Source organism: Aminobacter sp. LjRoot7, assembly GCF_964252895.1.
GTDB classification, from domain to species: Bacteria; Pseudomonadota; Alphaproteobacteria; order Rhizobiales; family Rhizobiaceae; genus Aminobacter; species Aminobacter aminovorans_B.
Map to the genome: position 1 here is coordinate 1,027,201 of NZ_CAXUPX020000001.1, position 26,625 is coordinate 1,053,825.

22 protein-coding genes are annotated in these 26,625 nt (G+C 64.0%); 1 reads left to right on the forward strand and 21 read right to left on the reverse strand.

Translation table 11 applies throughout. From position 1 onward, the window contains the following. Position 1: 1 nt before the first annotated feature. The 9 genes from ACSQ3E_RS05000 to ACSQ3E_RS05040 all read right to left on the reverse strand — a co-directional run bounded on the left by ACSQ3E_RS05000 (position 2) and on the right by ACSQ3E_RS05040 (position 10,295). Complete coding sequence (locus tag ACSQ3E_RS05000; protein WP_436121833.1) at positions 2–1,117, reverse strand: ABC transporter ATP-binding protein; 1,116 nt, start codon at positions 1,115–1,117, stop codon at positions 2–4. Between the two features lie 4 nt (positions 1,118–1,121). Continuing rightward, a complete protein-coding gene (locus tag ACSQ3E_RS05005) occupies positions 1,122–2,003 on the reverse strand; it encodes a carbohydrate ABC transporter permease (RefSeq protein WP_310322427.1) in 882 nt (293 codons plus the stop codon). After that, entirely contained in the window at positions 2,000–2,917 is a 918-nt protein-coding gene (locus ACSQ3E_RS05010) for a carbohydrate ABC transporter permease (protein WP_310322429.1), read from the reverse strand. The genes ACSQ3E_RS05005 and ACSQ3E_RS05010 overlap by 4 nt, the downstream gene beginning before the upstream one ends. Before the next feature lie 99 nt (positions 2,918–3,016). Continuing rightward, entirely contained in the window at positions 3,017–4,270 is a 1,254-nt protein-coding gene (locus ACSQ3E_RS05015) for an ABC transporter substrate-binding protein (protein ID WP_067958270.1), read from the reverse strand. Between the two features lie 84 nt (positions 4,271–4,354). Further along, positions 4,355–5,875, reverse strand: coding sequence for an aldehyde dehydrogenase family protein (locus tag ACSQ3E_RS05020; RefSeq protein ID WP_436121834.1), 1,521 nt, complete (start codon positions 5,873–5,875; stop codon positions 4,355–4,357). Further along, positions 5,875–6,654 carry an enoyl-CoA hydratase/isomerase family protein gene (locus tag ACSQ3E_RS05025; RefSeq protein WP_436121835.1) on the reverse strand — a complete coding sequence of 260 codons (780 nt, stop codon included), beginning with the start codon at positions 6,652–6,654 and terminating at the stop codon, positions 5,875–5,877. The genes ACSQ3E_RS05020 and ACSQ3E_RS05025 overlap by 1 nt, the downstream gene beginning before the upstream one ends. Continuing rightward, a complete protein-coding gene (locus ACSQ3E_RS05030; RefSeq protein WP_436121836.1) occupies positions 6,647–8,257 on the reverse strand; it encodes an acyl CoA:acetate/3-ketoacid CoA transferase in 1,611 nt (536 codons plus the stop codon). Before ACSQ3E_RS05030 ends, ACSQ3E_RS05025 begins: the two co-directional genes overlap by 8 nt. Before the next feature lie 2 nt (positions 8,258–8,259). Further along, positions 8,260–9,261 carry a Gfo/Idh/MocA family protein gene (locus ACSQ3E_RS05035; protein ID WP_436121837.1) on the reverse strand — a complete coding sequence of 334 codons (1,002 nt, stop codon included), beginning with the start codon at positions 9,259–9,261 and terminating at the stop codon, positions 8,260–8,262. Next, positions 9,258–10,295: a LacI family DNA-binding transcriptional regulator gene (locus ACSQ3E_RS05040; protein ID WP_436121838.1), complete on the reverse strand. Its 1,038-nt coding sequence runs from the start codon at positions 10,293–10,295 to the stop codon at positions 9,258–9,260. The genes ACSQ3E_RS05035 and ACSQ3E_RS05040 overlap by 4 nt, the downstream gene beginning before the upstream one ends. 318 nt (positions 10,296–10,613) lie before the next feature. Here ACSQ3E_RS05040 and ACSQ3E_RS05045 point away from each other — a divergent pair, with 318 nt between their 5' ends. Further along, positions 10,614–11,780, forward strand: coding sequence for a dihydrodipicolinate synthase family protein (locus ACSQ3E_RS05045; RefSeq protein ID WP_436121839.1), 1,167 nt, complete (start codon positions 10,614–10,616; stop codon positions 11,778–11,780). 135 nt (positions 11,781–11,915) lie between these two features. Here ACSQ3E_RS05045 and ACSQ3E_RS05050 read toward each other — a convergent pair whose 3' ends face one another. The 12 genes from ACSQ3E_RS05050 to ACSQ3E_RS05105 form a co-directional block, all read right to left on the reverse strand. Beyond that, on the reverse strand, positions 11,916–13,343 hold the full coding sequence (locus ACSQ3E_RS05050) for a gamma-aminobutyraldehyde dehydrogenase (protein ID WP_436121840.1): 1,428 nt from the start codon (positions 13,341–13,343) through the stop codon (positions 11,916–11,918). Between the two features lie 18 nt (positions 13,344–13,361). Continuing rightward, entirely contained in the window at positions 13,362–14,177 is an 816-nt protein-coding gene (locus tag ACSQ3E_RS05055) for an ABC transporter permease (protein ID WP_436121841.1), read from the reverse strand. Next, positions 14,167–15,138 (reverse strand): ABC transporter permease, encoded by a 972-nt coding sequence (locus ACSQ3E_RS05060; RefSeq protein ID WP_436121842.1) that lies wholly within the window; start codon positions 15,136–15,138, stop codon positions 14,167–14,169. Before ACSQ3E_RS05060 ends, ACSQ3E_RS05055 begins: the two co-directional genes overlap by 11 nt. Continuing rightward, entirely contained in the window at positions 15,135–16,133 is a 999-nt protein-coding gene (locus ACSQ3E_RS05065) for an ABC transporter ATP-binding protein (RefSeq protein WP_310322456.1), read from the reverse strand. Before ACSQ3E_RS05065 ends, ACSQ3E_RS05060 begins: the two co-directional genes overlap by 4 nt. Positions 16,134–16,340: 207 nt before the next feature. Beyond that, the gene (locus tag ACSQ3E_RS05070; RefSeq protein WP_436121843.1) at positions 16,341–17,495 is read right to left on the reverse strand and encodes an ABC transporter substrate-binding protein; all 1,155 of its coding nucleotides are present in this window, start codon (positions 17,493–17,495) and stop codon (positions 16,341–16,343) included. Between the two features lie 137 nt (positions 17,496–17,632). Continuing rightward, a complete protein-coding gene (locus tag ACSQ3E_RS05075; RefSeq protein WP_108607052.1) occupies positions 17,633–18,544 on the reverse strand; it encodes a LysR substrate-binding domain-containing protein in 912 nt (303 codons plus the stop codon). Between the two features lie 1,109 nt (positions 18,545–19,653). Continuing rightward, entirely contained in the window at positions 19,654–20,718 is a 1,065-nt protein-coding gene (locus ACSQ3E_RS05080) for an ABC transporter ATP-binding protein (protein WP_310322465.1), read from the reverse strand. 19 nt (positions 20,719–20,737) lie between these two features. Beyond that, positions 20,738–21,529, reverse strand: coding sequence for an ABC transporter permease (locus tag ACSQ3E_RS05085; protein ID WP_310322468.1), 792 nt, complete (start codon positions 21,527–21,529; stop codon positions 20,738–20,740). Beyond that, positions 21,526–22,440, reverse strand: coding sequence for an ABC transporter permease (locus ACSQ3E_RS05090; RefSeq protein WP_310322470.1), 915 nt, complete (start codon positions 22,438–22,440; stop codon positions 21,526–21,528). Before ACSQ3E_RS05090 ends, ACSQ3E_RS05085 begins: the two co-directional genes overlap by 4 nt. Before the next feature lie 64 nt (positions 22,441–22,504). Beyond that, positions 22,505–23,611, reverse strand: a complete 1,107-nt coding sequence (locus ACSQ3E_RS05095; RefSeq protein ID WP_436121844.1) for an ABC transporter substrate-binding protein — start codon at positions 23,609–23,611, stop codon at positions 22,505–22,507. 239 nt (positions 23,612–23,850) lie between these two features. After that, on the reverse strand, positions 23,851–25,023 hold the full coding sequence (locus tag ACSQ3E_RS05100; RefSeq protein ID WP_436121845.1) for an iron-containing alcohol dehydrogenase: 1,173 nt from the start codon (positions 25,021–25,023) through the stop codon (positions 23,851–23,853). A 181-nt stretch (positions 25,024–25,204) separates the two neighbouring features. After that, on the reverse strand, positions 25,205–26,593 hold the full coding sequence (locus ACSQ3E_RS05105) for an aldehyde dehydrogenase family protein (RefSeq protein ID WP_436121846.1): 1,389 nt from the start codon (positions 26,591–26,593) through the stop codon (positions 25,205–25,207). Between the last annotated feature and the right edge of the window lie 32 nt (positions 26,594–26,625).

Below are 26,625 nucleotides of genomic sequence, written 5' to 3' on the forward strand. Positions count from 1 at the left end.
GTCAGGCGATGCGCAGCTGGCTCTTCGGGTCGAAGAACACCGCCTTGTCCAGGTTGAAGGCGAGCTTTGTCTTCTGGCCGGCATGGATCGCCGCGTCGGCGCGCAGCCGCGCCACCACTTCCTTGCCGCCGAGCTTGGTCACCGCAAAGGTGTCGGAACCAGCGGGTTCGACCACCTCGATCAGGCATTCGCCCTCGGCGATCGACTTGGCATTGCGATCAGCACCGTCAGGGTCGGTCAGCGCCTCAGGGCGGACACCAAAGATGATCTCCTTGCCCGAATAGGCACTGAGCGCACCGTTGGCCGTCTTGATCGGCAGTGCCAGCGGCTGGTCGCCGGGCCGGTCGAGCATGACGCTGAGCCCGCTCGCCCCGCCTTCGAGGCGGCAGTTGAGCAGGTTCATCGCCGGCGAGCCCATGAAGTCGGCAACGAACATGTTGGCCGGGCTGTTGTAGATTTCGGCCGGCGTGCCGAACTGCTGCAGCACGCCATCCTTGAGCACTGCGATCTTGGTCGCCAGCGTCATCGCCTCGATCTGGTCGTGGGTCACATAGACGATCGTCGTCTTCATGCGCTGGTGCAGGCGCTTGATTTCGGTGCGCATGTCGACGCGCAGCTTGGCGTCGAGATTGGATAGCGGCTCGTCGAACAGGAACACCTGCGGGTTGCGCACCAGCGCCCGGCCCATGGCGACGCGCTGGCGCTGGCCGCCAGAGAGCTGGCTCGGCTTGCGGTCGAGCAGATGGCCGATCTGCAGGATGTCAGCGACGGTCTTGATCGCCTTTTCGCGCTCGTCCTTGGGCACGCCGCGGATTTCCATGCCGAACGCGATGTTCCCCGCCACGGTCATGTTCGGATAGAGCGCATAGGACTGGAACACCATGGCGATGTCGCGCTTGGACGGGTGCAGCCCGGCCACCGAATTGCCGTTGATGGCGATCTCACCCGAGGTGATCGGCTCGAGCCCGGCGATGGTGTTCAAAAGCGTGGACTTGCCGCAGCCCGACGGCCCCACGAGCACCAGGAAACCGCCCTTGTCGATCTCGATGTTGATGTCTTTGAGGATCTCTACCTGGCCGTAGTTCTTGTAGAGATTGCTGATCTTGAGAAACGACATGGGCTTACCCCTTGACCGCGCCGGCCATCAGGCCGCGCACGAAGTAGCGTCCGGAGACGATGTAGACGATGAGGGTGGGAAGCGCGGCGAGGATCGCGCCGGCGAAATGGACATTGTATTCCTTCACGCCGGTCGACGAGTTCACCAGATTGTTCAGCGCCACGGTGAGCGGGATGGAATTGAAGCCCGAGAAGGACGAGCCGAACAGGAAGTCGTTCCAGATGTTGGTGAACTGCCAGATGACGGTGACGACGATGATCGGTCCCGACGACGGCAGCAGGATGCGCCGGAATATCTGGAAGAAGCTCGCGCCGTCGATTTGTGCTGCCCGGATCAGCTCGGTCGGGAATGCCTCGTAATAGTTGCGGAAGAACAGCGTGGTGAAGCCGAGGCCATAGATGGCGTGGATCAGCACCAGCCCGGTGATGGTGCCGGCAAGGCCGGTCAGGCCGAGGATGCGGGCCGACGGGATCAGCACGATCTGGAACGGGATGAAGCAGGCCAGCAACATCAGGCCAAAGACGATGTTGTCACCCTTGAAGCGCCACTTGGTCAGCACATAGCCGTTGAGCGCGCCGAGGATGGTCGAGAGCGCCACCGCCGGCACGACCATCATCACCGAGTTGAGGAAGTAGGGCTTGAGGCCCGTTGGCGAAACACCGATCTGCGCCGTCGACCATGCTGACAGCCAAGGCGCGATCGTCCATTGCTGCGGCAGCGCCAGCATGTTGCCCTGGCGGATCTCGTCCAGCGGCTTCAGCGAATTGACGATCATCACATAGAGCGGCAGCAGGTAGTAGACCGCAAACAGGATGAGCACGGCATAGATCAGCGCACGAGCGAAAATGCCGTTGCGGGTAGCGACGTCCTGGGAGGCGGCACTCATTTCTTCTTCCCCCCGAGTTCGGAGTAGAGATAGGGCACGATGATGGCGAAGATCATCATCATCATGATGATCGCAGACGCGGCACCCATGCCCATTTCATTGCGGCCGAAGGTGAACTTCTGCATGAACAGCGCCGGCGTCCAGGTCGCGGTGCCGGGGCCGCCGTCGGTCATCGCCACGACAAGGTCGTAGGACTTGATGGCGAGGTGGGCGAGCACCACGAAGGCCGACAGGAACACCGGGCGCATCAATGGGATGATGATCCGGCGATAGATCGTCAGCGTCGAGGCGCCGTCAATCTGGGCCGCCTTGATGATCTCGTTGTCGACCCCGCGAAGGCCGGCGAGGAACATCGCCATGACGAAGCCCGACGATTGCCAGACCGCCGCGATAACGATGGTGTAGATCGCCATCTGGCCTTCCTTGATCCAGCGGAACGAGAAGCTCTCCCAGCCCCACGACTGCATGACATGCTCAAGGCCGATGCCGGGATCGAGGAACCATTTCCAGGCGACGCCGGTGACGATGAAGGAGAGCGCCATCGGGTAGAGATAGATCGGGCGCAGCACGCCCTCGCCGCGGATTTTCTGGTCGAGGAAGATCGCCAACGCCAAGCCGATGAAGCTGCAAATGACGATGTACAGCACCGAGAAGATCGCGAGGTTCTTCAGCGCCGTGATCCAGTTGGGATGGTTGAACAGCCTGACGTAGTTGTTCAGGCCGACCCAGGTCGAGAAATCGGGCAACAGCTTCGAGCCGGAGAACGACAGGAAGGCCGTGAAGATGATGAAGCCGTAGACGAAGATCAGGATTAACGCGAAGCTCGGCGCCAGCACGATCTTCGGCAGCAGGTCCTGCAACGTCGCGCGCGGGTTCGTTACCGCGCGGGGTGCGGTCGTGGTGAGATCGGCCATGGTCCAGCCTCTGGGTTGTCAGGTCAGGAGGTGCCCCGGCCGAAGCCGGGGCACGAAGAGCGTGCCGCGCGCCCCAAAAGGACGCGCGGCGCAGTAAGATCAGCCCTTTGCTGCGGCAACCGCTTCGGCCAATGCCTTGGCGGCGGCCTTGGAATCGAGCTCGCCATTGAAGTGGCGGGTCACGACGTCATAAAGCGCGTTCTTCACCGCGGCCGGTGCGGCATAACCATGGGCCATCGAGCCGAACAGCTTGCCGCCGGAGCTGGCTTCCGCCAGGTCCTTGATGCCCTTCTTGCCGCAATCGTCGAAGGCAGTGTCCGGCACGTCGGTGCGCGCCGGCACCGAGCCCTTGACCACGTTGAACGACGACTGGAAGGCCGGATCCTCGATGTCGGCTGCCATCTGCAGCTGTGCCTTCTTCTTGTCGTCGCCGACCTTGAACATCATGAACATGTCGGAGTTGAAGGTGACTGCGCCCTGCGTGCCGGGGAAGCGGATGCAGACGAAGTCGGTGCCCGGCTTCTGGCCGGCCTTGAGGAACTCGCCCTTGGCCCAGTCACCCATCATCTGCATGCCGGCCTTGCCTTCAATCACCATTGCCGAGGCAAGGTTCCAGTCGCGGCCGGAGAAGTCCTTGTCGACATAGGTCTTGAGCTTGGCCATGCGGTCAAAGGCCTCGACCATCTTGTCGCCACCAAGTGCCGCCGGATCGAGATCGATCATCGACGACTTGTAGAAATCGGTGCCCAGCGACAGCACAACGGCGTCGAAGATGGTCGCATCCTGCCAGGCCTGGCCGCCATGGCCGAGCGGGGTGATGCCATTGGCCTGCATCTTGTCGAGCACCGCAACCAGCTCGTCCCAGGTCTCGGGCGCCTTGCCGCCGGCAGCGTCGAGCGCTTTCTTGGAGATCCAGACCCAGTTGGTCGAGTGCACGTTCACAGGTGCGGCAATCCACTTGCCGTCATGCTTGGCGAAGTTCTGCAGCGCGGCCGGAACGACCTTGTCCCAGCCTTCCTTGTCAGCCACTTCCCCGAGATCGCCGACGACACCCTGGTTGGCCCAGTCGGTGATGTCGAAGCCAAGTGCCTGCACCGCGGTGGGCGGATCGCCTGCAGTGACGCGGGCGCGCAGCGCGGTCATCGCCGCTTCACCGCCGCCGCCGGCCACCGGCATGTCTTTCCAGGTCACGCCCTGGCCTTCGAGGTTCTTCTTCAGCACGTCGAGCGCCGCCGCCTCGCCGCCTGACGTCCACCAGTGCAGAACTTCGACGCTTTCCTCGGCCTGTGCCATCGGCATCGGCGCGGCAAACAGCGCCGCCACAGCTGCCGTACTCATCAAAAACTTACGCATTCCAGTTCCTCCCGGGTTGCAAGTTCCTCACGCGTCATTGCGTGTCATAAAATCCCTTTGGCCCCGCCTCTGGGAATCCTCCGTTCAGCCGCGCGCCTCCTTCGGCATCCAGTGGCCGGTGCGCGGTCCGATATGCATGTTGAGCGTCTTGGTCTCGGTGTAGTCTTCGACCGCATGGCGGCCGAGCTCGCGGCCGATGCCCGACTGGCGGTAGCCACCGAAGGGCAGTTCCGACGCGCCATCCATGAAGGTGTTCATCCAGACGGTGCCGGCGCGGACGCGGCGACCGACAGTCAGGCAGGTGTCGAAGTCGCGGCTCCACACGCCGGCCGACAGGCCATAGTCGATCGAATTGGCGACGCGGATCGCCTCATCGGTGGTCTCGAAGGCAAGCACCGAAAGCACCGGTCCGAACACCTCCTCTTTCGCCACCGCCATGTCGGGGGCGACCGACGACAGGATCGTCGGCTCCATGAACTGGCCGAGGCCGAGATCAGCGGCAGTTCCGCCGACAGCAACGCTCGCACCGTTCTCGCTCGCACCTTTCACGTAACTCACGATCTTCGCAAGATGCTGCGGCGTGATGATAGCACCAACCTGTGTCGAAGGGTCGAGCGGATCGCCGACCTTGACCTTCGCAGACAATGCGGCGACGCGGCTGGTCACCTCGTCCAGAATCTCGCGATGCACGATCAGGCGCGAACCGGCATTGCAGCACTCGCCAGCGTTGAAATAGGCGCCGAACACGGCCGCATCGATGAAGTCGTCGAGATTGGCGTCGGGAAACACGATCTGCGGGTTCTTGCCGCCAAGCTCCAGCGACACCTTCTTCAGCGTCTGCGCAGCGTTGGCCATTGTCAGTTTGCCGATGCCGGTCGAGCCGGTGAACGACACCATGTCGATATCGGGGTGGCTGGTCAGCGGCGCGCCCGCCTCCGGACCGGTGCCGACGATGACGTTGACCACGCCGGCCGGAACGCCCGCGGCCTCAAGGATCTCGCCCAGAACCAGGGTCGAACCTGACGTCAGTTCCGACGGCTTGACCACAGCCGTGCAGCCAGCGGCGAGCGCAAAGGGCAGCTTCTGGCTGACGATCAGGAAGGGGAAGTTCCATGGCGTGATGATCGACACCACGCCGATCGCCTCACGCAGCACCACGCCCAGCGTGCCATCGCCCAGCGTGTTGTAGCTCTCGCCATGCAGGTCGCGCGCAAGCGCTGCGGCATAGCGCCAGATGTCTGCGGCACCGCCGAGTTCGCCCTTGGCTTGCGAGATCGGCTTGCCCGACTCGATGCAGTCGAGGAAGGCGAGTTCGTCGGCGCGCTCATCGATGATGTCGGCGGCTCGCAGCAGGATGCGCGAACGCTCGGCGCCGGTCATGCGCGGCCAATGGCCGTCGTCGAATGCCTTGCGTGCCGAGGCAATGGCGCGGTTCGCATCGACAGCGGTCGCGGCCTGATAGCGGCTGACCACGGCGCCATGGCCGGGGCTGGCACGCTCAAGAATCTTGCCTTCGGCGCCGGCGGTCCATTTGCCGTCGATCAGCATGTTGAACTCGCGGACCTTGAAGCCGTCGAGCGGCTTGGGGCGCATCAGGACCGTCATCACCATTCTCCTGCAAATTTGGCGGCACGCTTCTCGCTGAAGGCCGCGAGCCCCTCCTTGAGGTCTCCGGTCTTGGCCACGAGAATCGAGCCCAGCGCCTCGACGGCGGTGCCATTGTCTTCGCCGTTTGCGGTCGCGATCATCAGTTTTGCGACCTCGACTGCCGCTGGACCGCGCGCCGCGATCCTGGCCGCATAGTCGCGCGCGGCAGCCACCGCCTCGCCGGTCTCGACCACATCGTCGACCAGCCCGAGCGCTGCTGCCTCGTCGGCGGAAAACACCTCGCCGCCCAGCGCCATGCGCCGAACCACCTGTGCTCCTGCGCGACGCACCAGCCGCTGCGTGCCCGACCAGCCCGGCACCATGCCGAGCCCGGTCTCGGGCAGGCCAATTTTCACGTGACGTTCGGCGATGCGGATGTCCGCGGCGATCGCCAGCTCCAGCCCGCCCCCTAGCGCATGGCCGTTGATCGCAGCGACCAGCGGCATGCGCAGCGTCGCCAGCCGTTCGAACACGCGGTGGCCGAAGCGCACCCAGGCATGGCCGAATTCGCTGGGCGTCATGCCCCCCCAGGCCTTGATGTCGCCGCCGGCCGAGAACGCCTTGCCTTCGCCGGTCAGGATCGCAACGCGGATGTCGGCATTGGCCTCGACCTCGTCGCATGCCGCCGCCAGCGCCTTCAGCATGTCGATGTCGAAGGCATTCAGCTTGTCCGGCCGGGCCGCCGTGATGATGGCAACAGGACCGTAGAACTCGACCTTGATGCGCTGGTCAGCCATTGATGCCCTCCAGCTTGCGCACCGGCTTGCGCGGCAGCTTCAGCCCGATCGGCGCGTCGGCAAACAGAGAAGCCTCCATCTGCTTGAGCTTGTCGGAGACGATCAACGGAAACTCGGACTGATCCAGGATATGAGCCTGCAACTCGACGCCAGGCGCGATCTCGGTCAGCACGATGCCCTGAGGTGTCAGCTTCATCACGCAGCGCTCGGTGACATAGGTGATGTCCTGGCCCTGCTCGACGCCGCGGCGGCCCGAGAAGGTGACGTGCTCGACCTCGTTGACCAGCTTCTTGAGCTTGCCCTCCTTGTCGATGACCAGCTTGCCGCCTGATATGTCGAGCTTGGCGCCGGCGTTGAACATGCCGGAGAAGACGATCTTCTTGGCCCGCGCGGTGATGTCGACGAAACCGCCGGCACCCGCCGTCACATGCGGCCGGAAGCTGAGCTTGGAGACGTTGACCGAGCCGCTGCGATCGATCTCCAGGAACGACAGCAGCGAAGCGTCGAAACCCGCGCCCTGGAAATAGGTGAACTGATAGGGAGACGGCATGAAGGCGTCGGCGTTCGACGCGCAGCCGAAGGCGAAGTCGAGCAGCGGCACGCCGCCGACCGCACCTTGCTCGATCACCCAGGTAACCTCACCATGCAGCCCCTCTTCGAGCAGAATGCGCGGCACGTTGGCCGAGATGCCGAAGCCGAGATTGACGGCGCTGCCCGCTTCCAGTTCCTGCGCCACGCGGCGCGCGATCACCTTCTGAATATTGAACTCCGGCACGCGGAAACTGTCGAGCGGACGCATGATCTCGCCCGAGATCGCCGGGTCGTAGGCCGTCTGCGTCGTCTGCTTCTGCTCGGGATCGACGACGATGTAGTCGACCAGCATGCCGGGCACACGCACGTCATGCGGCCTGAGCGAGCCATCCTTGGTAATGCGCTTGACCTGGGCAATGACGATGCCGCCATTGTTACGCGCGGCCAGCGCCTGGTCGAGCCCGCCGAGATAAGCGCCCTCATGCTCGTAGGTCAGGTTGCCGCGCTCGTCTGATGTCGTCGCACGGATGATCGCCACTTGCGGCTTGATCGCGGGGAAGAACAGCCAGTCCTCGCCCTCGAAGCTGACCTTCTTGACCAGAGGTTCGGCCGCGGCGCGCGCATTCATGGCGCAGCCCTGCCGCTCCGGATCGACGAATGTGTCGAGCCCGACCTTGGTCATCACGCCCGGCCGCTTGGCGGCAGCCTCGCGATGCATGTCGAACATGATTCCTGACGGCACGTTGTAGGCCGCGACCTCCTCATTGCCGATCATCTGCCAGATCAGCGGCGGTTCGGCACTCGACGGACCCGAGGGATAGGAGCCGCCGATGATCTTCTTGAGCAGACCCTTTTTAGCGATGTAGTCGACGCCCTTGATGCCGCTCATGTCGCCGGCGGCGATCGGATGCAGTGTTGTCAGTTCGCGTGGATGACCCGTCGCCTCAAAGCGCTCGCCGATGGCTTTCAGCATCAGGTCGGGGCAGCCGAGCCCACTCGACGACGACACCGAAACAACGGCGCCATCGGGGATGAGTGCTGCGGCCTGATCAGGGGTGATGTGCTTGCCCATGATCAGAGCCCCGCCTCGATGGCAACCGCCTTGCCGGTCGCGGCCGACTTAACCACCGCCAAACCTGTCGCCAGCGACCACACGCCGTCCTCGCCTGTCGCCGAGGGCTTGCCCTTGCCGGTGACTGCGTCGTGGAACGCCTGCAGCCCCGCCTCATAGAGATTGCGCTGGTCGAGCTTGAGTTCGTGTTCGCCGGCGGCATTGCGCAGCACGACCGAGCCGACCGGCTTCTGCGTCATGACATTGCGCGCGATCAGCGAACCCTCGGTGCCGTGCACCTCGAAACCCGTCTCGGCGAACTTGGTAGTAAACGCGTCATGGAACTGGGCGATCACGCCCGACTTGAAGCGCAGCACGCCCATCACGGCGTCCTCCAGCCCCGCCTGGCCCATCCCGCCAACCTGACTGAAGGCCACTGCCTCGACCGGATCGTCATTGAGCACGAAGCGCAGCGTGTCGGCGTCATGCACCGTGATGTCGAGGATGACACCGCCGCCGGCCTGCGGCTTGTCGAGCCGCCAGCCCTGCAGATGCAGCGGCAGGTAGACGGCGTGGAACACCCGCGCCGCCAACGGCTTGCCGATACGGCCCGCAGCGATCGCATCGCGCATCGCCCGATGGCTCGCCGCATTGCGCAGATGATGGTTGGTGCCCATCACCACGCCCGCCTCACGCGCCGCCTTCACCATTTCCAACGCGTCGTCGAGTGCCAGCGCCAGCGGCTTCTCGCACAGCACGTGCTTGCCGGCCCCAGCTGCTGCGATCGCCTGTTCCAGGTGCAGCTCGTTGGTGGTCGAGATGTAGACAGCGTCGACGCCGTCATCGCCGACGATGTCCTCGAGCGACGTCACAGATTTCGCGATGCCGTTCGCCTCGGCATAGGCCCGGCCGCGCTCGGCATTGGTGCTCATGACGGACACCACCTCGCCACCGGTCGCCCGGATCGCGCCGATGACCCATTCCTTGGCGATGGTGCTCGCCCCGATCAGACCCCAGCGCGTCATGCCGTAAGCTCCCTAACCCGTTGCGGCGCACCGCAGCTCTCGCGCACCACCAGCCGCACAGTCGCCACCAGCGCCTCGGCGTCGAAATCGCCGGCATTGATCTGCTTGAGCAGCAGCTGTGCCGCTCGGCGGCCCATGCCTTGCGGATCGACCGAAACGGTGGTCAGCGCCGGCACCGCGGTCTTGGCCTCGATCACGTCGTCGAAGCCGATGACGCCGAAGTCGACGCCCGGCTCAATGCGAGCGCTGCGCAAGCCATCGCAGGCGCCAAACGCCACCGCATCGTTGAAGCAAAGGGCGGCTGTCGGGCGATCGCGCATGGCAAGCATGCGCTCGACCGCCGCCACACCGCCCGCACGCGACGGTGCGGAGCTGATGACAAGCTCGTCCGAGGCATCAAGGCCGGCTTCCACCAGCGCGTCGCGGAAGCCGCGCATGCGCTCGTCGAAGACAGCCGTGTCATTGAACCCGCCGAGGAAGGCGATGCGCCGATGACCGAGTTCGATCAGATGCCGCACGGCCGCCGCAGCACCTGCGTGCCCGTCCGACACGACGGAAGAAACCTTGAGCCCCGGCACATTGCGCGCCACCAGCACGACAGGAATGCCGCTGTCGACAAGCGGCTTGAGATCGGCTGCTGTCGTGCCGCGCGCCGGCGACAGGATTAGCCCGGCCATGCCGTGCTCACGCATCGAGGCGATCACCTCGCCCTGGCGATCGGCATTTTCGGAGGTGTTGGCCATGAACTGGATGTAGCCGGCCGACTGCACCACCATGTCCATGCCGACGGCAAGCTCGGCAAAGAAACTATTGGTCAGGTCGTTGACGACGATGCCGACGATCTTCGACTTGGACTGCCTGAGATTGGCAGCACCGCGGTTGTAGACGTAGCCAAGCTCACGAATGACCGCACCCACTTTGGCTCGCGTCGCCTCATTCACCAGCGAGCTGCCCTGGAGCACCAGCGACACGGTCGACTTCGACACGCCGGCGGCGTGCGCAACATCGACGACTGTCACCTTCGTCTGCTTCAAAACGAACCTCCCGGGGAAGTGTCTTTGGCTCCCTTTTCCGAGTCAAATAATTGGAACGTTCCAAACTGTCAAGCAAGGATGAACGGTAACGCCATCGATTTCACAACGGCTGCACGCAAGGGACCATGGGTACAGAAATGCCTAAATTGTACACAATTTGCCCTTTCAAACGATTTGCAATGCCTTTTGACACCTGAATCATCTCGGCCCAACGACGCACCGACTGATCGACGGGTACGCCTGCACCAGACCACGAAATTCCAACTTGAAATTTGGAACGATCTAAATTACGAGATGCAACCGATCAGGGAGGAACCCATGGCCAAGGCAGTGAAGCTTCCGCGGGCAGACCGCTCGATCGAGACCTACGCCGTTGTCGGCACACCGACCGAACGGCCTGGAGCCGCTCCCATTTTCAACCGCATCGCCTATGCGGCTGCCCATGTCGTCTCCGACCCGTGGGCGGATGTCACGCCCTGGAACAACCCGGCCATCGACTGGGATGCGACCATGGCCTTCCGCCATCATCTCTGGTCGCTCGGCTTCAGGATCGCCGAGGCGATGGACACCTCGCAGCGCGGCATGGGGCTCGACTGGGCCGGCGCGCAGGAGCTGATCCGTCGTTCGCTCGCCGAAGCGCGCACGGTCCCAGGCGCCGACCTCGCCTGCGGCGCCGGCACCGACCAATTGGACAAGCGCGAAGCTCGCTCGCTCGATGACGTGATCGCGGCTTATGAAGAGCAACTCGGCTTCATCGAAAAGCATGGTGGCCGCGCGATCATGATGGCCAGCCGTGCGCTTGCCCATGTCGCGAAATCCCCCGACGACTACCGCAAGGTCTATGGCCGCATCCTCGGCCAGGCCAGGGACAAGGTCGTCCTGCACTGGCTGGGCGGCATGTTCGATCCCGAGCTCAACGGCTATTGGGGCGGCGACCGCTTCGAGGATACGCTGGAGACTGTGCTCTCCATCATCGCCGATCACCAGGACAAGGTCGAAGGCATCAAGATCTCACTACTTGATCAGGCCTATGAGGTCGAACTGCGCCGCCGTCTACCCGAAGGCGTGCTCTGCTTCACCGGCGACGACTTCAACTACGCCGCCCTGATCGAAGGCGACGGCACACACCACAGCCACGCGTTGCTCGGCATATTCGATGCGGTTGCACCCCAGGCATCAAAGGCGCTGGCGGCGTTGGCCAAAGGCGACCTCGCCACCTTCCGCGGCACCATCGAGCCGACGGTTCCGCTGTCACGGAAAATCTTCGAGGCGCCGACGCAATACTACAAGGCCGGCGTCGTCTTCCTCGCCTGGCTCAACGGCCACCAGAGCCACTTCACCATGCCCGCGGGCATGCAGTCGGCGCGAGGTGCGGTGCACTACGCCGACATCTTCCGCCTCGCCGACGAGGCCAATGTGCTCGACAAACCTGAATTCGCAACAGCGCGGATGACGGCACTTATGACGCAATACGGGGTCGGCTGATCTCTTCCTTCTCCCCGTTCACGGGGAGAAGGTGGCCCGAAGGGCCGGATGAGGGGCGGCGCTTCAATCTACGAGCGTGGCTCAGCCCGTCATCTGCCTGCCGGCATCTTCTCCCCGTGAACGGGGAGAAGAAAGCTACCCATGTGCGATCATCACGTGACGCACCGCAGTGTAATCCTCCAGCGCGTAGACCGACATGTCCTTGCCATAGCCAGACTGCTTGAGGCCGCCATGCGGCATCTCGTTGGTCAGCATGAAGTGCGTGTTGATCCAGGTGCAGCCATATTGCAGCCGCGCCGCCGTCGACATGCCGCGCGAGATGTCCTTGGTCCACACCGACGACGCCAGGCCGTAGTCGCTGTCATTTGCCCAGTTGACCGCCTCGTCAACGTCGGAGAAGCGCGTTACCGAAACCACCGGGCCGAACACCTCGCGGCGCACGATCTCGTCTTCCTGCAGCGCGCCGGCAACCACCGTCGGCTGGTAATAGAAGCCGCCGCCCTCGCCCGGCTTGCCGCCAGTAGTAATCTCGATGTGCTTGAGCTCCGAGGCGCGCTCCACGAAGGAGGCGACGCGGTCGCGCTGACGACGGGAGATCAGCGGCCCGATCTCGTTTTCAGTATCGTCAGCCTGGCCGAAACGGATGGTCGACACCGCCGACGACAGGTCGGCGACGAGCTTGTCGTAGACCTTCTTGCCGGCATAGATGCGGCAGGCCGCGGTGCAGTCCTGGCCGGCATTGTAGTAGCCGAAGGCGCGCAAGCCGCTGACCACGGCGTCGATGTCGGCATCGTCGAAGACGATGACCGGCGCCTTGCCGCCAAGTTCGAGATGGGTGCGTTTGACCGACTTGGCCGCCGCCTGCAGCACCTTCTTGCCGGTGGCAACGTCGCCGGTGATGGAGATCATGCTGACCGCCGCATGGTTGATCAGCGTGTTGCCGACGCTCTCCCCACGCCCGAGCACGACATTGACCACGCCCTCGGGCAGCACGTCGGCGAGGATTTTCGCGAGCTTCAACGCCGTCAGCGGCGTCTGTTCCGACGGCTTGAAGACGACCGTGTTGCCGCCGGCAATTGCGGGGGCCAGCTTCCACGCCATCATCATCAGCGGATAGTTCCACGGCGCGATGGAGGCGACGATGCCGACCGGGTCGCGGCGGATCATCGAGGTGTGGCCGGGCAGGTACTCGCCCGCCACCAGCCCAGGCATCGAGCGCACCGCACCGGCAAAGAAGCGGTAGCAGTCGACGATGGCCGGGATCTCGTCATTGAGCACGGCATTGATCGGCTTGCCGCAGTTGAGCGCCTCGAGCTTGGCAAAGCCTTCCGCCTCGGCCTCGATCCGGTCGGCGATCTTGAGCAGGTAGCCTGAGCGCTGCGCCGGCGTCGTCTTCGACCACGTCACGAAAGCCTTTTGGGCCGCCGCGACCGCCGCCTCGATCTGTGCCGGCGAAGCCTCGGGCAGGCTGAGGATCGTCTCGCCGGTACGTGGGTTGAGGATGGCTTCTTCCGTCTCGGTTCCCCGCTCGAACTTCGAGCCGATGAGCATCTGGGTGTCCATGATTTCTCCCTTTCGATCTTATTTGCCGGCGCCGGCGATCTGGTCGCCTTCGCGGGTCAGGTAATAGGCGGCGAGGATGGGCAGCAGGGTCGCGAGCACGACGACCATGGCGACGACATTGGTGACCGGGCGCTGGCGCGGCCGCACCAGTTCCTCCAGCATCCAGATCGGCAGCGTCTGCTGCTGTCCGGCGGTGAAGGTGGTGACGATGACCTCGTCGAATGACAGCGCGAAGGCGAGCATGCCGCCGGCAAGAAGTGCCGTGCCGATGTTGGGCAGGATCACATGCCTGAACGTCTGGAAGCCGTCAGCGCCGAGATCCATCGACGCTTCTATGAGCGACCCCGAAGTGCGGCGGAACCGCGCCACCGCGTTGTTGTAGACAACGACGACGCAGAAAGTCGCGTGGCCCAGCACGATCGTCCAGAACGAGAACGGGATCTCCGCCAGGCTGAAGGCCGAACGCAGCGCAATGCCGGTGATGATGCCGGGCAACGCGATCGGCAGGATGACCAAAAGCGAGATCGCCTCGCGGCCGAAGAAGCGCGTCTGGCTGACGGCAGCCGCGCAGAGCGTGCCGAGCACAAGCGCAATTGCCGTCGAGATCGCCGCGACCTGCACCGAAAGTCCCAGCGCCTGCCAGACGTCGGCGCGTCCCCACGTCACCGCAAACCACTGCGTGGTGAAGCCGGGCGGCGGCCACTGATAGCTCTTCTCCTCGGTGGTGAAGGCGTAGACGAAGATGAGCAGGATCGGCAGGTGCAGGAAAGCGAGCCCTGCAGCAGCAGCGATCTTCAGGCCCGTCGGGGCCGATTGCGAACGGTCAGAGCGCATCGAAGGCCCCCATGCGTTTGGCGCCCCAGAGATAGAAGCCCATGATGACGACGGGCACCACGGTGAAGGCGGCGGCGAGCGGGATGTTGCCGGCGGTACCCTGCTGGGCATAAACGGCCTGCCCGATGAACAGCCTTGATGTGCCGATGATCTGCGGGATGATGTAGTCGCCGAGCGTCAGCGAGAAGGTGAAGATCGAGCCGGCGACGATGCCGGGCAGCGCCAGCGGGAACAGCACATTGCGGAACGTCTGCCCTGGCGACGCGCCAAGGTCCGACGAGGCCTCGACCAGATTGCTGGGCACGCGCTCGAGGGCCGCCTGGATCGGCAGGATCATGAATGGCAGCCAGACATAGACGAAGACGATGAAGGTGCCGGTGAACGACACCGACAAAGAGTTGCCGCCGACGACGGGCAGCGACAGCCAGCTGTCGAGCAGCCACGACAGATGCAGCTTGGCGAACAGCCAGGTCAGGATGCCTTCCTTGGCGAGGATCAGCTTCCAGGCATAAATCTTGACCAGGTAACTCGACCACAAGGGCAGCATGACGCCGAGATAAAACAGCGCCTTCCACGTGCCGCGGGCATAACGCGCGGCGTAGTAGGCAATCGGGAACGCGATGACGGCCGAGGCCAATGTCACCACGGCCGCCATCGTCACGGTACGCACGATGATGTCGAGATTGGCCGCCTGCAACAGGTCGCCATAGGTCTTGAGCGTCAGCTCGCGGCTGATCAGCCCGGAGAACTCATCGATCGAAAAGAAGCTCTGCGCCAACAGGGCGATCAACGAGCCGATATAGACGACACCGAGCCAGAGCAGCGGCGGCGCCAGCATCAGGAACAGCAGCAGCCCCGGCTTGCGCCACAACAGGTCCGAAAACGACCCGGCCAACCCGCCGCGCCGGGGCAGGATCGCAGCAGTCACATCCGACGTGCCTGACACAGCCTGGACGCTCATGCCTGCTCCTCCATGAGGTGAAGCTGGTCGCGGTTAAAGGTCAGCATGACGTGGGCGCCATCCTCGGGGACAGCCGTGCCCGACGGCAGCGTCGCGTGCAGCCTCAAGCCATCGGCGTCGAGCGACAGCTTGGTGGCCGCACCGAGATAGTGGCGCGAAACGACGCGTGCCGCCACACCGTCACCCGACGTATCGGCGCGGACGCGGATCTGCTCGGGCCGAAGGCTGCCCCAGCGGTGCTGGCCGGCGTAGCGCTGGACGAAGTCGGGCGGCAGCACGTTGGACGAGCCGACGAAATCGGCGACGAAGCGCGAGGCCGGGCGCTGGTAGATCTCCTCCGGCGCACCCACTTGCATGATGCGGCCGTCGTTGAAGACAGCGACACGATCGGCCATCGAAAGTGCTTCGCCCTGGTCGTGGGTGACGAAGACGAAGGTGATGCCGAGCGCCTTCTGCAGCTGCTTGAGCTCTTCTTGCATGCTCTCGCGCAGCTTGAGGTCGAGCGCGCCGAGCGGCTCGTCGAGCAGCAGGACCTTGGGCTTGTTGACCAACGCACGGGCAAGCGCCACGCGCTGCCTCTGGCCACCGGACAGCTGGCCCGGCTTGCGGCTGCCATAACCCGGCAGCTGCACGAGCTTCAGTGCATCTTCGGCGGCACGGTGGCGTTCGTCCTTGCCGATACCCTTGACCATCAGGCCGTAAGCGACGTTGTCGAGCACGTTGAGATGCGGGAACAGCGCGTAGTCCTGGAACACCGTGTTGACGTTGCGGCGGTAGGGCGGCACGCCCTCGGCACGCTCGCCGAAGATCGAGATGCTGCCCGAGGTCGGCTGCTCGAAACCGGCGATCAGCCGGAGGCAAGTGGTCTTGCCCGAACCCGAGGGTCCCAGCATGGCGAAGAACTCGCCGGGCTTGATCTCGAGGTCGACGGCATCGACCGCGCGCACCGCGCCGAAGTGGCGCGAGGTTTTTTGAAAGGCGACTGCTGGGGTCATCGTCTTCAGCTTCCGATGTCTGGGCCACGTGCACCCAGGTGATAGCCTGGCATGGCTGCGCATCCGGCCGACCCACGGCCGCCGATGCTTGTCTGCCGCCGTCAGGCGATCGTTTCAGGTCGGTTGGTGCCCTCCGCCCCCTCTCCCCTGAGGGAGAGGGTTGGCCGCAAGCGGCCTGGCGAGGGGGGCATCGTTTCGTTGCCGGCCTCAGCGGCCGCCGATCACGCCGATATAGTCCGACACCCAGCGATAGTAGGGCACGCACTGGTCGTTCTGGCTGGCGCATTTCGACACCGGCGTCCGCCAGAACTTGATCTTGGCGAAGTCCTCGAAGCCGTTGGCCTTGCAGCCTGCGTCGGTGAGCAGTTCATTGCCTTTACACGCAGCCGGCACCACCGGGTTCGAGCCGAACCAGGCGGCAAGATCGCCCTGCAGCTTGGGGTTCAACGAATGCTCGAGCCACATATAGGCGCAGTTCGGGTTGGCGGCCTCGGCATGCATCATCGTGGTGTCAGCCCAGCCGGTGGCGCCCTCCTCCGGGATCGTCGAGCCGACGGGCTGCTTTTCCGAGCCGAGCAGGTTGACCTGGAACGGCCACGAGCCCGAAGCCACGACACCTTCGTTCTTGAAGTCGTCGACCTGGATCATGGCGTCGTGCCAGTAGCGGCCGACAAGCGTGCGCTGGACACGCAGCAGGTCGAGCGCTGCCTTGTACTGGTCCTCGTTGAGTTCGTAGGGATCCTTGATGCCGAGGTCGGGCTTGTGCGCCATCAAATAGTTGGCAGCATCCGCGATATGGATCGCGCCGTCATAGGCCTGGACGCGGCCCTTGTTGGGCTTGCCGTCGGGCAGGTCCATCGGCTCGAACACGACGCTCCAGCTCTTGGGTGCTTCCTTGAAGACATTGGTGTTGTACATCAACACGTTCGGGCCCCACTGATAGGGCACGCCGTAATGCTGGCCGTCGACGGTGAACCACGGCGCATCCTTGAGGCGCTCGTCGACAGTCGACCAGCTCTTGACCAGGTCGGTGTTGATCGGTTGGACGCGCTTGCCGGCGACGAGGCGGAGCGAGGCATCGCCCGAGGCGGTGACGAGGTCGAAGCCGCCCTCGTTCATCAGCGCGACCATTTCGTCGGAGGTCGCGGCAGTCTTGACGTTGACCTTGCAGCCCGACGCCTTTTCGAACTCCGTCACCCAGTCGTAATTCTTGTCGGTCTCGCCGCGCTCGATATAGCCCGGCCAGGCAATGATGTTGACCTGTCCCTCGGCCTTGCCGATTTCCTTGACCTGCGCCACCGCCTGGCCGGAAAAGCTGCAAGCCAAGGCGATTGCCGTGCAGGATTTCAGAAATGCCTTCATCTCGATCCTCCCATGTGCAGGAACCGCTCTCCCATCGGCGGTGTTGCCCTGAAACGAAAGGTGCTGCGAAAGCGCAGGTTTCGCAAATTCATTCGAAAGAAGGGTGATATCGGTTTTTCCGATACCGGACGGATGCGTCAGAGCTTCTGGCGGACGGTGCGCTGCGCCTGCGCGATGCCGATGAAATCGCGCGCAGCAGCCGGCAGCGACGAGCCGCGCCGCCAAACCATGCCGACCTGCACCACCGGCAGCGAGCCGGAGACGTCGCGGGACTCGATCCTGTCCCCTTCCAGAGACCAAGGCCGGTAAACCAGGTCGGGCAGCAGCGCCACCCCTGCCCCTGTCGCCACCAGCGAACGCACGGCCTCGACCGAGCGCGTGCGGAAGGCGACATGCGGCTTGGCGCCGATGGCCGAAAGCAGCTTGCCGGTGTTCTCCTCGATCTCGTCGACGGAGAGCATGATCAGCGGCTCGGACGCGATGTCGCCGACGCTGATGATTTCGGCCGAGGCGAGCGGATGGCCGAGCGGCAGCCAGAGGCGATAGGCGGAGACCTCGAGGATTTCCGATTGCAGCGCCATGCGGTCGCGCAAATTGGAGGTGACCATGACGGCGAGGTCGAGCTTGCCGCCGACAAGCAGGTGTTCGAGATAATCGCCATTGTCCTCGATCGCCGAGATCTCGACAGCCGGATGGGCACGGCGGTAGCGGGCGAGCAGGTCGGACAGCACGTAGCCGGCAACCAGCGAGGTGACACCGAGCTTGAGCTGGCCGGTGGCCGTCGCCTGCCCACCGAAGAAGGTGCGGCGCGCGTCGGAGACGTCGGCGAGGATCTTGGTGGCGTGGCGCAGGAACTGGTGGCCCTTGTGGGTGATGTTGAGGCCGCGCGGATGGCGCTCGAACAGCTCGACGCCGAGATCGCCCTCCAGTTCCTTGATCGCCTCGGTGACCGACGATTGCGAGATCGACAGATTCTGCGCCGCGCGTGAGATCGTACCCTGCTCGGCGACGGCGACGAAGAACTGCAGCTGGCGAAGCGTGAAGGCCATGGCCGGAGTAGACAGGGCGGCGGGCGATTTGGGAAGGCCTTCGACACGCGTGGCGGACAACCGCGCAGCCGTCATCCCGGACGAGCGCAGCGAGACCCGGGACCCATTGATTAGCGCAGCCGGGGTTTGGGTTCGCAGGTCGGCTCACGAAGGGCGGTGAAGCGAGGACCCGGCCCTGCTTCACGATGGTCCAGTCAATGGGTCCCGGCTCTCGCTTCGCTCGGCCGGGATGACGGCGGCGGTGGTGGCGCCAAATTTATTCACTGCCACGCTCGCTTTCGCGCCTGGCCATTGTCAAAGAACGCTCCCGTCTCGGGAGAAAAATTTCGGGAAGCGGGGCGCGAGGCCGTGCCTTCCGATTGTAAGTATGTGGCGCGACGTTCGCGCCCCGCTCGGTGTTCTTGCCCCGCTCAGTCGCCTCGGCTTTCACCGCCAGCCGCCGCAAGGCCCGGGCTTGGGGGCTCATCACCCAGCAGGAGATCCGACCTCCTGCCAGCCCGGCACCGGCGCTTCCCCCCGCTGCCCGGTGCGCACCGGGGTCCCGTGGAAGATCGCGAGGGGAATTGTACGGGAGGTGTTTGGGGCGTGGAGAAACCGGCGCGGCTATCCACGGTGGTTGGTGACAAAGATACTGACAGGGAGCGGGTTCAAAGGGTGGTTCGGTCGCGCCCTGCGAAGCAAACCTTCAGCCTGGTGATCCTTCGCACCCCCCTCTGGCCTGCCGGCCATCTCCCCCACAAGGAGGGAGATCAGGCTGTCATCGCCGCCTCGGTAAATCGCCATTTTCGCCAATGCCGCTGGAATTTCCCTCCAACGAGGCAGAATGGGCACCGCCGGCGACGTGACTAATCTCCCTCCTTGTGGGGGAGATGGCCGGCAGGCCAGAGGGGGTGCGAAGGATCACGGCGGCGAAGGTTGGCCTGTGGCAGCACCGGCGCCCTATGTCCCACAAAAAATTCTGAGACCGCGGAAACTCTCTCCCGCTCAAAACACCAAAAGGCCTCGCGTAATGCAGCAAGGCAGCCGCCTACCCCAAAATACAACAAGGCGGAGAAATCCCCGCCTCGCCGCAAAGCCAATGATCGGAGCGCGCCGGGCGCCAACGCCCCCTAGTGCAGCACCAGCACGTCGCCCGAGGAAAAGCTGATTTCAGTCTTTTGACCAACGACGGGCGGCGGGGTGGAAGAGTTGTTGAACGTGTCGAGCGAGACGACGTTCGGGCCGACGCCGACGCGGACGCGGATGACCGAGCCCAGGAAATGCACGTCGGCGATCTGGCCGGTGAGGTTCGAGTCGTTGCCGGCCTTGCGGCCGAGCGAGATCGCCTCGGGACGCAGCGCGAGCGACAGCGTGTCGCCCGACTTGGAGCCGTTGAGCTTGCCCTTGAGGCCGATCTCCTCGGCGTTGATCTTGACCGTGCCAGAGGCGGCGTCGCTGATCGTGCCTTCGAGCACGTTGAGGGTGCCGACAAAATTGGCAACGAACTTGGTCGACGGGCGGTTGTAGATCTCGAACGGCGTGCCGGTCTGGTCGGCGCGGCCCTCGTTCATCACCACGATGCGGTCGGACATCGACAGCGCCTCTTCCTGGTCGTGGGTGACGAAGATGGTGGTGATGCCGAGCTTCTTCTGGATCGAGCGGATTTCCTCGCGCAGCGAGATGCGAACCTTGGCGTCGAGCGCCGACAGCGGCTCGTCCAGCAGCAAGAGCTTGGGCTTGGGCGCGAGCGCGCGCGCCAAGGCGATACGCTGCTGCTGGCCGCCGGAGAGCTGGTAGGGATAGCGGTCGCCGAAGTCGGGCAGCTTGATGATGCCGAGCATCTCGTCGATGCGCGCCTGGGCCTCCGCCTTGGGCATGCCGGCGACCTTGAGGCCGAAGCCGATGTTCTGGGCGACGGTCAGGTTGGGGAACAGCGCATAGGCCTGGAACACCATGCCGATGTTGCGCTGATTGGGCTTGAGGCCGGTGACATCCTTGCCGCCGATCAGCACCTTGCCGGCGCTCGGTTCCTCGAAGCCGGCGACGATGCGCAGCATGGTGGTCTTGCCGCAGCCCGATGGTCCGAGGAACGAGACGAACTCGCCGGCGCCGACATCGAGGTTGAAGTCCTTGACCACGGCGACGTTGCCGAAGGATTTCTTGACGCTCTGGATGGAAAGGAAGGGATCGGCCATTGGCTTGTGCTCTTCTTGTTCAGTTCGGGCGGTTTGCCGACTTCGGCGCGAAACGGGCGAGGATCTGGATCACCGACATGCAGCCCCAGGTGATGGCAAACGCGATGACCGCAAGTGCTGCCGGCTCATAGGCGCGGTTGGCGCCGATGTTCTGCAGGTAGGGACCGAAGGCCGGGCGGTTGAGCAGGCTTGCCAGCGTGAACTCGCCGATGACGATGGCGAAGGTCAGGAAGGCACCCGACAACACGGCGATCAGCACGTTGGGCAGGATGACGCGGGCGATGATCGTGGTCCAGCCGGCGCCAAGGATCTGGGCGGCTTCGGTCAGCGTGCGCACGTCGATGGTGCGCAGGCCGGTGTCGACGGCGCGGTACATGTAGGGTAGCGCCAGCGTGGCATAGCCGATGACCAACAGTGCATCGGTGCCGCGCGCCGAGCCGAGGAACGGCAGCGGCGAGTTGGAGCCGTACATCCTGATGTAGCCGAAGACGATGACGATCGCCGGGATGACCAGAGGCAGCAGCGTGATGAACTCGACCACCGGACGGAGCTGCGGCATGCGCAGCCGGATCCAGTAGGCCGTCGGCACGACGAGGAACACGCCAAGCAGGATGGTGAACACCGCGACCGTCACCGAATAGGCGAAGGTTTCCTGGAAACGACTGTCGCCGAGCACGACGCGGTAGGCATCGAAGGAATATTCGCCGCGGCGCATGCGCAGCGAAAACTCGAAGGTGGCGATCAGCGGGATGAAGAAATAGGCGGCGCCGACGGCAAAGACTAGCCAGGCCCAGAAGCGGGAGGTCTTCATTTGAGCCACCTCTCCGAGCGGGTTCGGAACCAGATGTAGAAGATGTTGGCGAGGCCGGTGACGACGATCATGCCGAAGGCCAGCGCGTAGCCGAGATGCGGGTTGTGCAGCACGTCACCGCGGATCTGCGCATAGAGCTTGATCGGCACGATGTTGAGCGACGAGCCGGTGAAGGCATAGGCGGTGGCAATCGCGCCGAAAGAATTGGCAAACAGCAGGATCACCGTGCCGAGGAAGCTCGGCCACAGCACCGGGATGACGACCATGCGCCAATACTGCCAGGTGGTGGCGCCGAGCGTGGCGGCAGCTTCGCCCCATTCGCGCTTCAGGCCGTCGATCGCCGGCGTGATGATGACGATCATCAGCGGGATCTGGAAGAACAGGTAGACGATGATCAGGCCCCAGGACGTCAAGACGTTGAAGCCCAGCGCATAGATGTCGATGCCGATGCCGCGCAGCAGCACGGTGACCAGGCCAAGACGGCCGAGCGTGGCGAGGAAGGCGAAGGCCAGCGGCACGCCGGCGAAATTGGAGGCGACGCCGGAGAAGGTCATCGTCGACGAGCGCACCCAGCTGGGCAGGCCGCCGCGGACGATGGCGATCGCCATGGCGAGGCCGATGAAGGCGCCGATGGTGGCCGACCAGAAGCTGATCTTGATCGACACCCAGTAGGCGTCACGGATCGAAGCGTCGAGGAAGAGCTGGCGGATGTTGTCGAGCGTGTACTGGCCCTGGTCGTTCTGGAACGCGCCGATGACGAGGTAGAGCGTCGGCAGGATCAGGAACATCAGGGCGAAGATGAAGAACGGCGCGACGCCGAGCCAATGGGTCGGCAAGCGGAAACCGCGGGTCGCGTCCGGCGGAGCGGAGCGTGCGGCGATGGCCGTGTCGGATATGCTGGCTTGGGTCATCGGGGCGCCGTCTCGAGAGAAAAATGCGGGCGGCCGCGAAGCCGCCCGCGATGGCAGAGATCAGTTACTGAACGTTGGCGCCGACAACGGCATCCCACTGCTTGGTGATCGCTTCCTTTCCCTTGGCCTGATCGTCAAGCGTCGGGAACACGGCCTTTTCATAGGCAGCGGCAGGCGGCAGCTTGTCGAGCATTTCCTGCGGGATCTTGCCGTTCTTGGCGAGATCGTTGAAGCGGATCGGGTGGCAGTAGCCCTTCAGCCAGCCGAGCTGACCTTCATCGGAATAGAGATACTCCATCCACAGCTTGGCAGCGTTCGGGTGCGGCGCGTAAGCGCTGATCGCCTGGACGTAGACGCCGGCAACGACGCCCGAAGCCGGGACGATGACGTCGACCGGCGGGTTGCCGTTCAGCGTGTCGCGGCCCGCAAGGGCGTTGTAGTCCCAGGTGATCAGGATCGGGGTCTGGCCCTGAGCGAGGGTCGCCGACTTGCCGATGACCGGCACGAAGTTGCCCTTGGCGTTCAGTTCCTTGAAGAAGGCGAGGCCCTTCTCGGCAGCCGAGGCGGCGTCGGTGGCACCCGAGCCGAGACCGGCGGCGTAGACGCCCTGGATCGCCTGGTTCGACGCGCGCGGATCACCGGCGAGAGCGACCGAGTTCTTGTACTCGTCCTTGAGCAGGTCGGCCCAGTCGGCCGGCGGGTTCTTGACGAGGTCCTTGTTCACTTCGAAGGACAGCACGCCGTAATAGTCGCCGTACCAGAAGCCTTCCGCGTCCTTGGCGGTGTCGGGAATCGAATCCCAGGTCGCGACCTTGTAGGGCTGGATCAGGCCGTCGGCCTTTGCCTGCGGGCCGTAGGAGAGACCGACGTCGATGACGTCAGGCGCCTGCGGGCCCTTGTTGTCCTTGTTCGCCTTGATCGCCTCGATCTCGTCGCTGGAGCCCGCGTCGGGGTTCAGCTCGTTGACGGTGATCTCGGGATACTTCTTCTTGAAACCTTCGATGACGGCGCCGTAACCGCACCAGTCATGCGGCAGCGCGATCGTGGTCAGCTGGCCCTCCGCCTTCGCGGCAGCCTCGAGCGCGGCCAGGTCCTGGGCCGACACGAAAGCCGTCGTCACCATCAGCGACGCCGCGCTTAGGGAAAGCACTTTCCCTGCAAACTTGAACATGTTGTTCTCTCCGTTGAACTGACGCCATGAGACGCCTGCGATGCGGTAATGGCTTCATGTGACAGTCACATGAAAGTTCCATGAAGCCACCGCCCGCAGTGGAAAAAAGTTAACTACTTTTAATCGGTTGTCGCAATCGTCGCCGTTGTTTACCGGCTAATTAAATTCCGATACCTCCCAAGCCCCTCCCCCTTTGTTTTGCCGACTATACAATTCGGGATCGCGTCTCGACACTAGTCTCAAACCGTCCCTTCGATGGCGTTTTCAAGCAAGCCGAGCGCGGCCTTCTTGGTGAGCTTGACCGGGTTGCCGCCAGCGGTCGGATCGACCACCGCCATGTCGGCGATCAGCGTCTTTCGCTTCTTGTCCATGTCGAGGCCCTTGATCAGGCCGGGCAGCGCGTGCGGCACCTTGAGCTCCTTGCGCAGCTTGATGACCGCCTTGGCGAAACCGTCGAAACCGCCCTTGATTCCGCAATAGGCCGACAGGCGCGCGATCTTCTCCTCGATGGCGTCGCGGTTGAAAGCGAGCACATAGGGCATGAAGACGGCGTTGGTCATGCCGTGGTGGGTATCATAGAGCGCGCCGATCGGATGCGACAGCGAGTGGATGGCGCCGAGGCCCTTCTGGAAGGCGGCGGCACCCATGGCGGCAGCGCTCATCATGTGGGCGCGGGCGGTGAGGTCCTTGCCGTTGGCATAGGCCTTGGGCAGGTTCTCGAACACCAGGCGGATGCCTTCGACGGCGATGCCGTCGGCCATCGGATGGTAGCCCGGCGCGCAATAGGCTTCGAGGCAGTGGGCGAACGCGTCCATGCCGGTGCCGGCGGTGATGAAGGACGGCATGCCGACCGAAAGCTCGGGATCGGCAATGACGATCGCCGGCAGAAGCTTGGGATGGAAGATGACCTTCTTGGTGTGGGTCTCTTCATTGGTGATGACACCCGCGCGGCCGACTTCGGAGCCGGTGCCGGCGGTGGTCGGCACGGCGATGATCGGTGCGATGGCGTCGGAATTGGCGCGGGTCCACCAGTCGCCGACATCCTCGAAGTCCCACACCGGAAGCGTCTGGCCAGCCTGGAAGGCGATCAGCTTGCCCAAGTCGAGCGCCGAGCCGCCGCCGAAGGCGATGACGCCGTCATGCTTGCCCTTCTTGAACACGGCGATGCCGGCAGTAAGGTTCGATTCGACCGGGTTCGGCTTGACGTCGGAGAACACGCCGTAGGGCACCTTGGCGTCGTCGAGGATCTTCAGCGTCGAGGCCACGACCGGCAGCTTGGCGAGGCCCGGATCGGTGACGAACAGCGGCTTCTTGATGCCGGTGGCGGCAAGCACGTCGGGCAGCTCTGAGATGCGGCCGGCGCCGAAACGAACGGTGGTCGGGTAGTTCCACTTGGAAACGAGTTTTGTCATGGGTTTGCTGGCTTTCCACGTTTGCAAAGATCCCCTCTCCGGCCCTGCGGGCCACCTCTCCCCAAAGGGGCGAGGAACCCAAGCTTGAAAAGCGCCGGCGCTGCGGAAGCATTTCCTCGCCCCTTTGGGGAGAGGTGCCCAGCGCAGCGAGGCGGAGAGGGGTAGTTCATAAATCGTCGACCTAGATCTTCTCGCGCAGGTGATAGGACTTCGGCCTGGTCAAATTGTCGTAGCCGATCTGCGACAGCGCCGCACCCTTGCCGGTGTCCTTGACGCCGGTCCAGACAAGTGCCGGATCGAGATAATCGCAGCGGTTCATGAAGACCGTGCCTGTCTCGACGCGGTCGCCGACTGAAATGGCGTGCTCGGTGTCGGCGGTCCAGATCGAGGCAGTCAGGCCATAAGGGCTGTCGTTCATCAGCGCGATCGCCTCTTCGTCGTTGCGAACCTTCATGATGCCGACGATCGGGCCGAAGCTCTCGTCACGCATCACCGACATCTGGTGGTCGACATTGGTCAGCACCTCGGCCGGCAGGTAGGGCGAGCCCTCCTTGTCTTGCGCATCTTTGGTGTTCATGTGCGCGACGGCACCCTTGCGCAGGGCTTCGGCCTTCTGCTCACGGATGAAGTCGGCGAAGCGCGCCTGGGCCATCGGGCCCATGGTCGTTGCCTGCTCCAGCGGATTGCCGAGCACATAGCTCTTGGTTTCGGCGATGAAGCCCTCGACGAACTGGTCGTAGATCTTCTCGTGGACGTAGACGCGCTCGATGCCGCAGCAGCACTGGCCCGAGTTGAAGAACGCGCCTTCGACGAGATTGGCGACAGCATGGTCGAGCTTGGCGTCCGGCAGCACATAGGCCGGATCCTTGCCGCCGAGCTCGAGGCCGAGCGTCATGAAGGTGCCTGCCGCTGCCTTCTCGATGGCGCGGCCGCCGGCGACGGAGCCGGTGAAATTGACGTGGTCGATCTTGCCCGAGCCGAGCAGCTTCTCGGTCTGGGCGTGGTTGAGCACTAGGTTCTGGAAGACATATTTCGGCAGGCCAGCAACCTCGAAGGCACGGGCGAAGCGCTCGCCGACGAGCAGCGTCTGGGCGGCATGCTTTAGGATGACGGTCGAACCGGCGATCAGCGCGGGAACGATGGTGTTGACCGCGGTGAGGTAGGGATAGTTCCACGGCGCGATGACCATGACCACGCCGAGCGGGTCCTTCTTCACGTAGCGGCGGAAACCGTCCTTGGGGTTGGACGCAGGCACCGGCGCGAGCGCGCGCTCGGCGATCTCGACCATGTACTGGGTGCGTTCCCTGACGCCACCGAACTCCCCGCCATAGCGGGTCGGCCGGCCCATTTGCCAGGCCAGTTCCGGCACGATCTCGTCGCTCATGGCAACGAGCGCCTCGAGCATCTTGAGCATGTAGGCGGCGCGCTCGGCGACTGGCACGCGGGCCCAGTCGGCCTGCGCGGTGCGCGCGCGTTCGACCGCTGCATTGATCGCCTGGTCGGAAGCGACCGGCCGCTCGACAAAGATCGAGCCATCGATGGGGGATTTGAGTTTGACCGTCTCGGTCATGTTTTTTGTCCTTCCAAGTTCAACACCCTCCC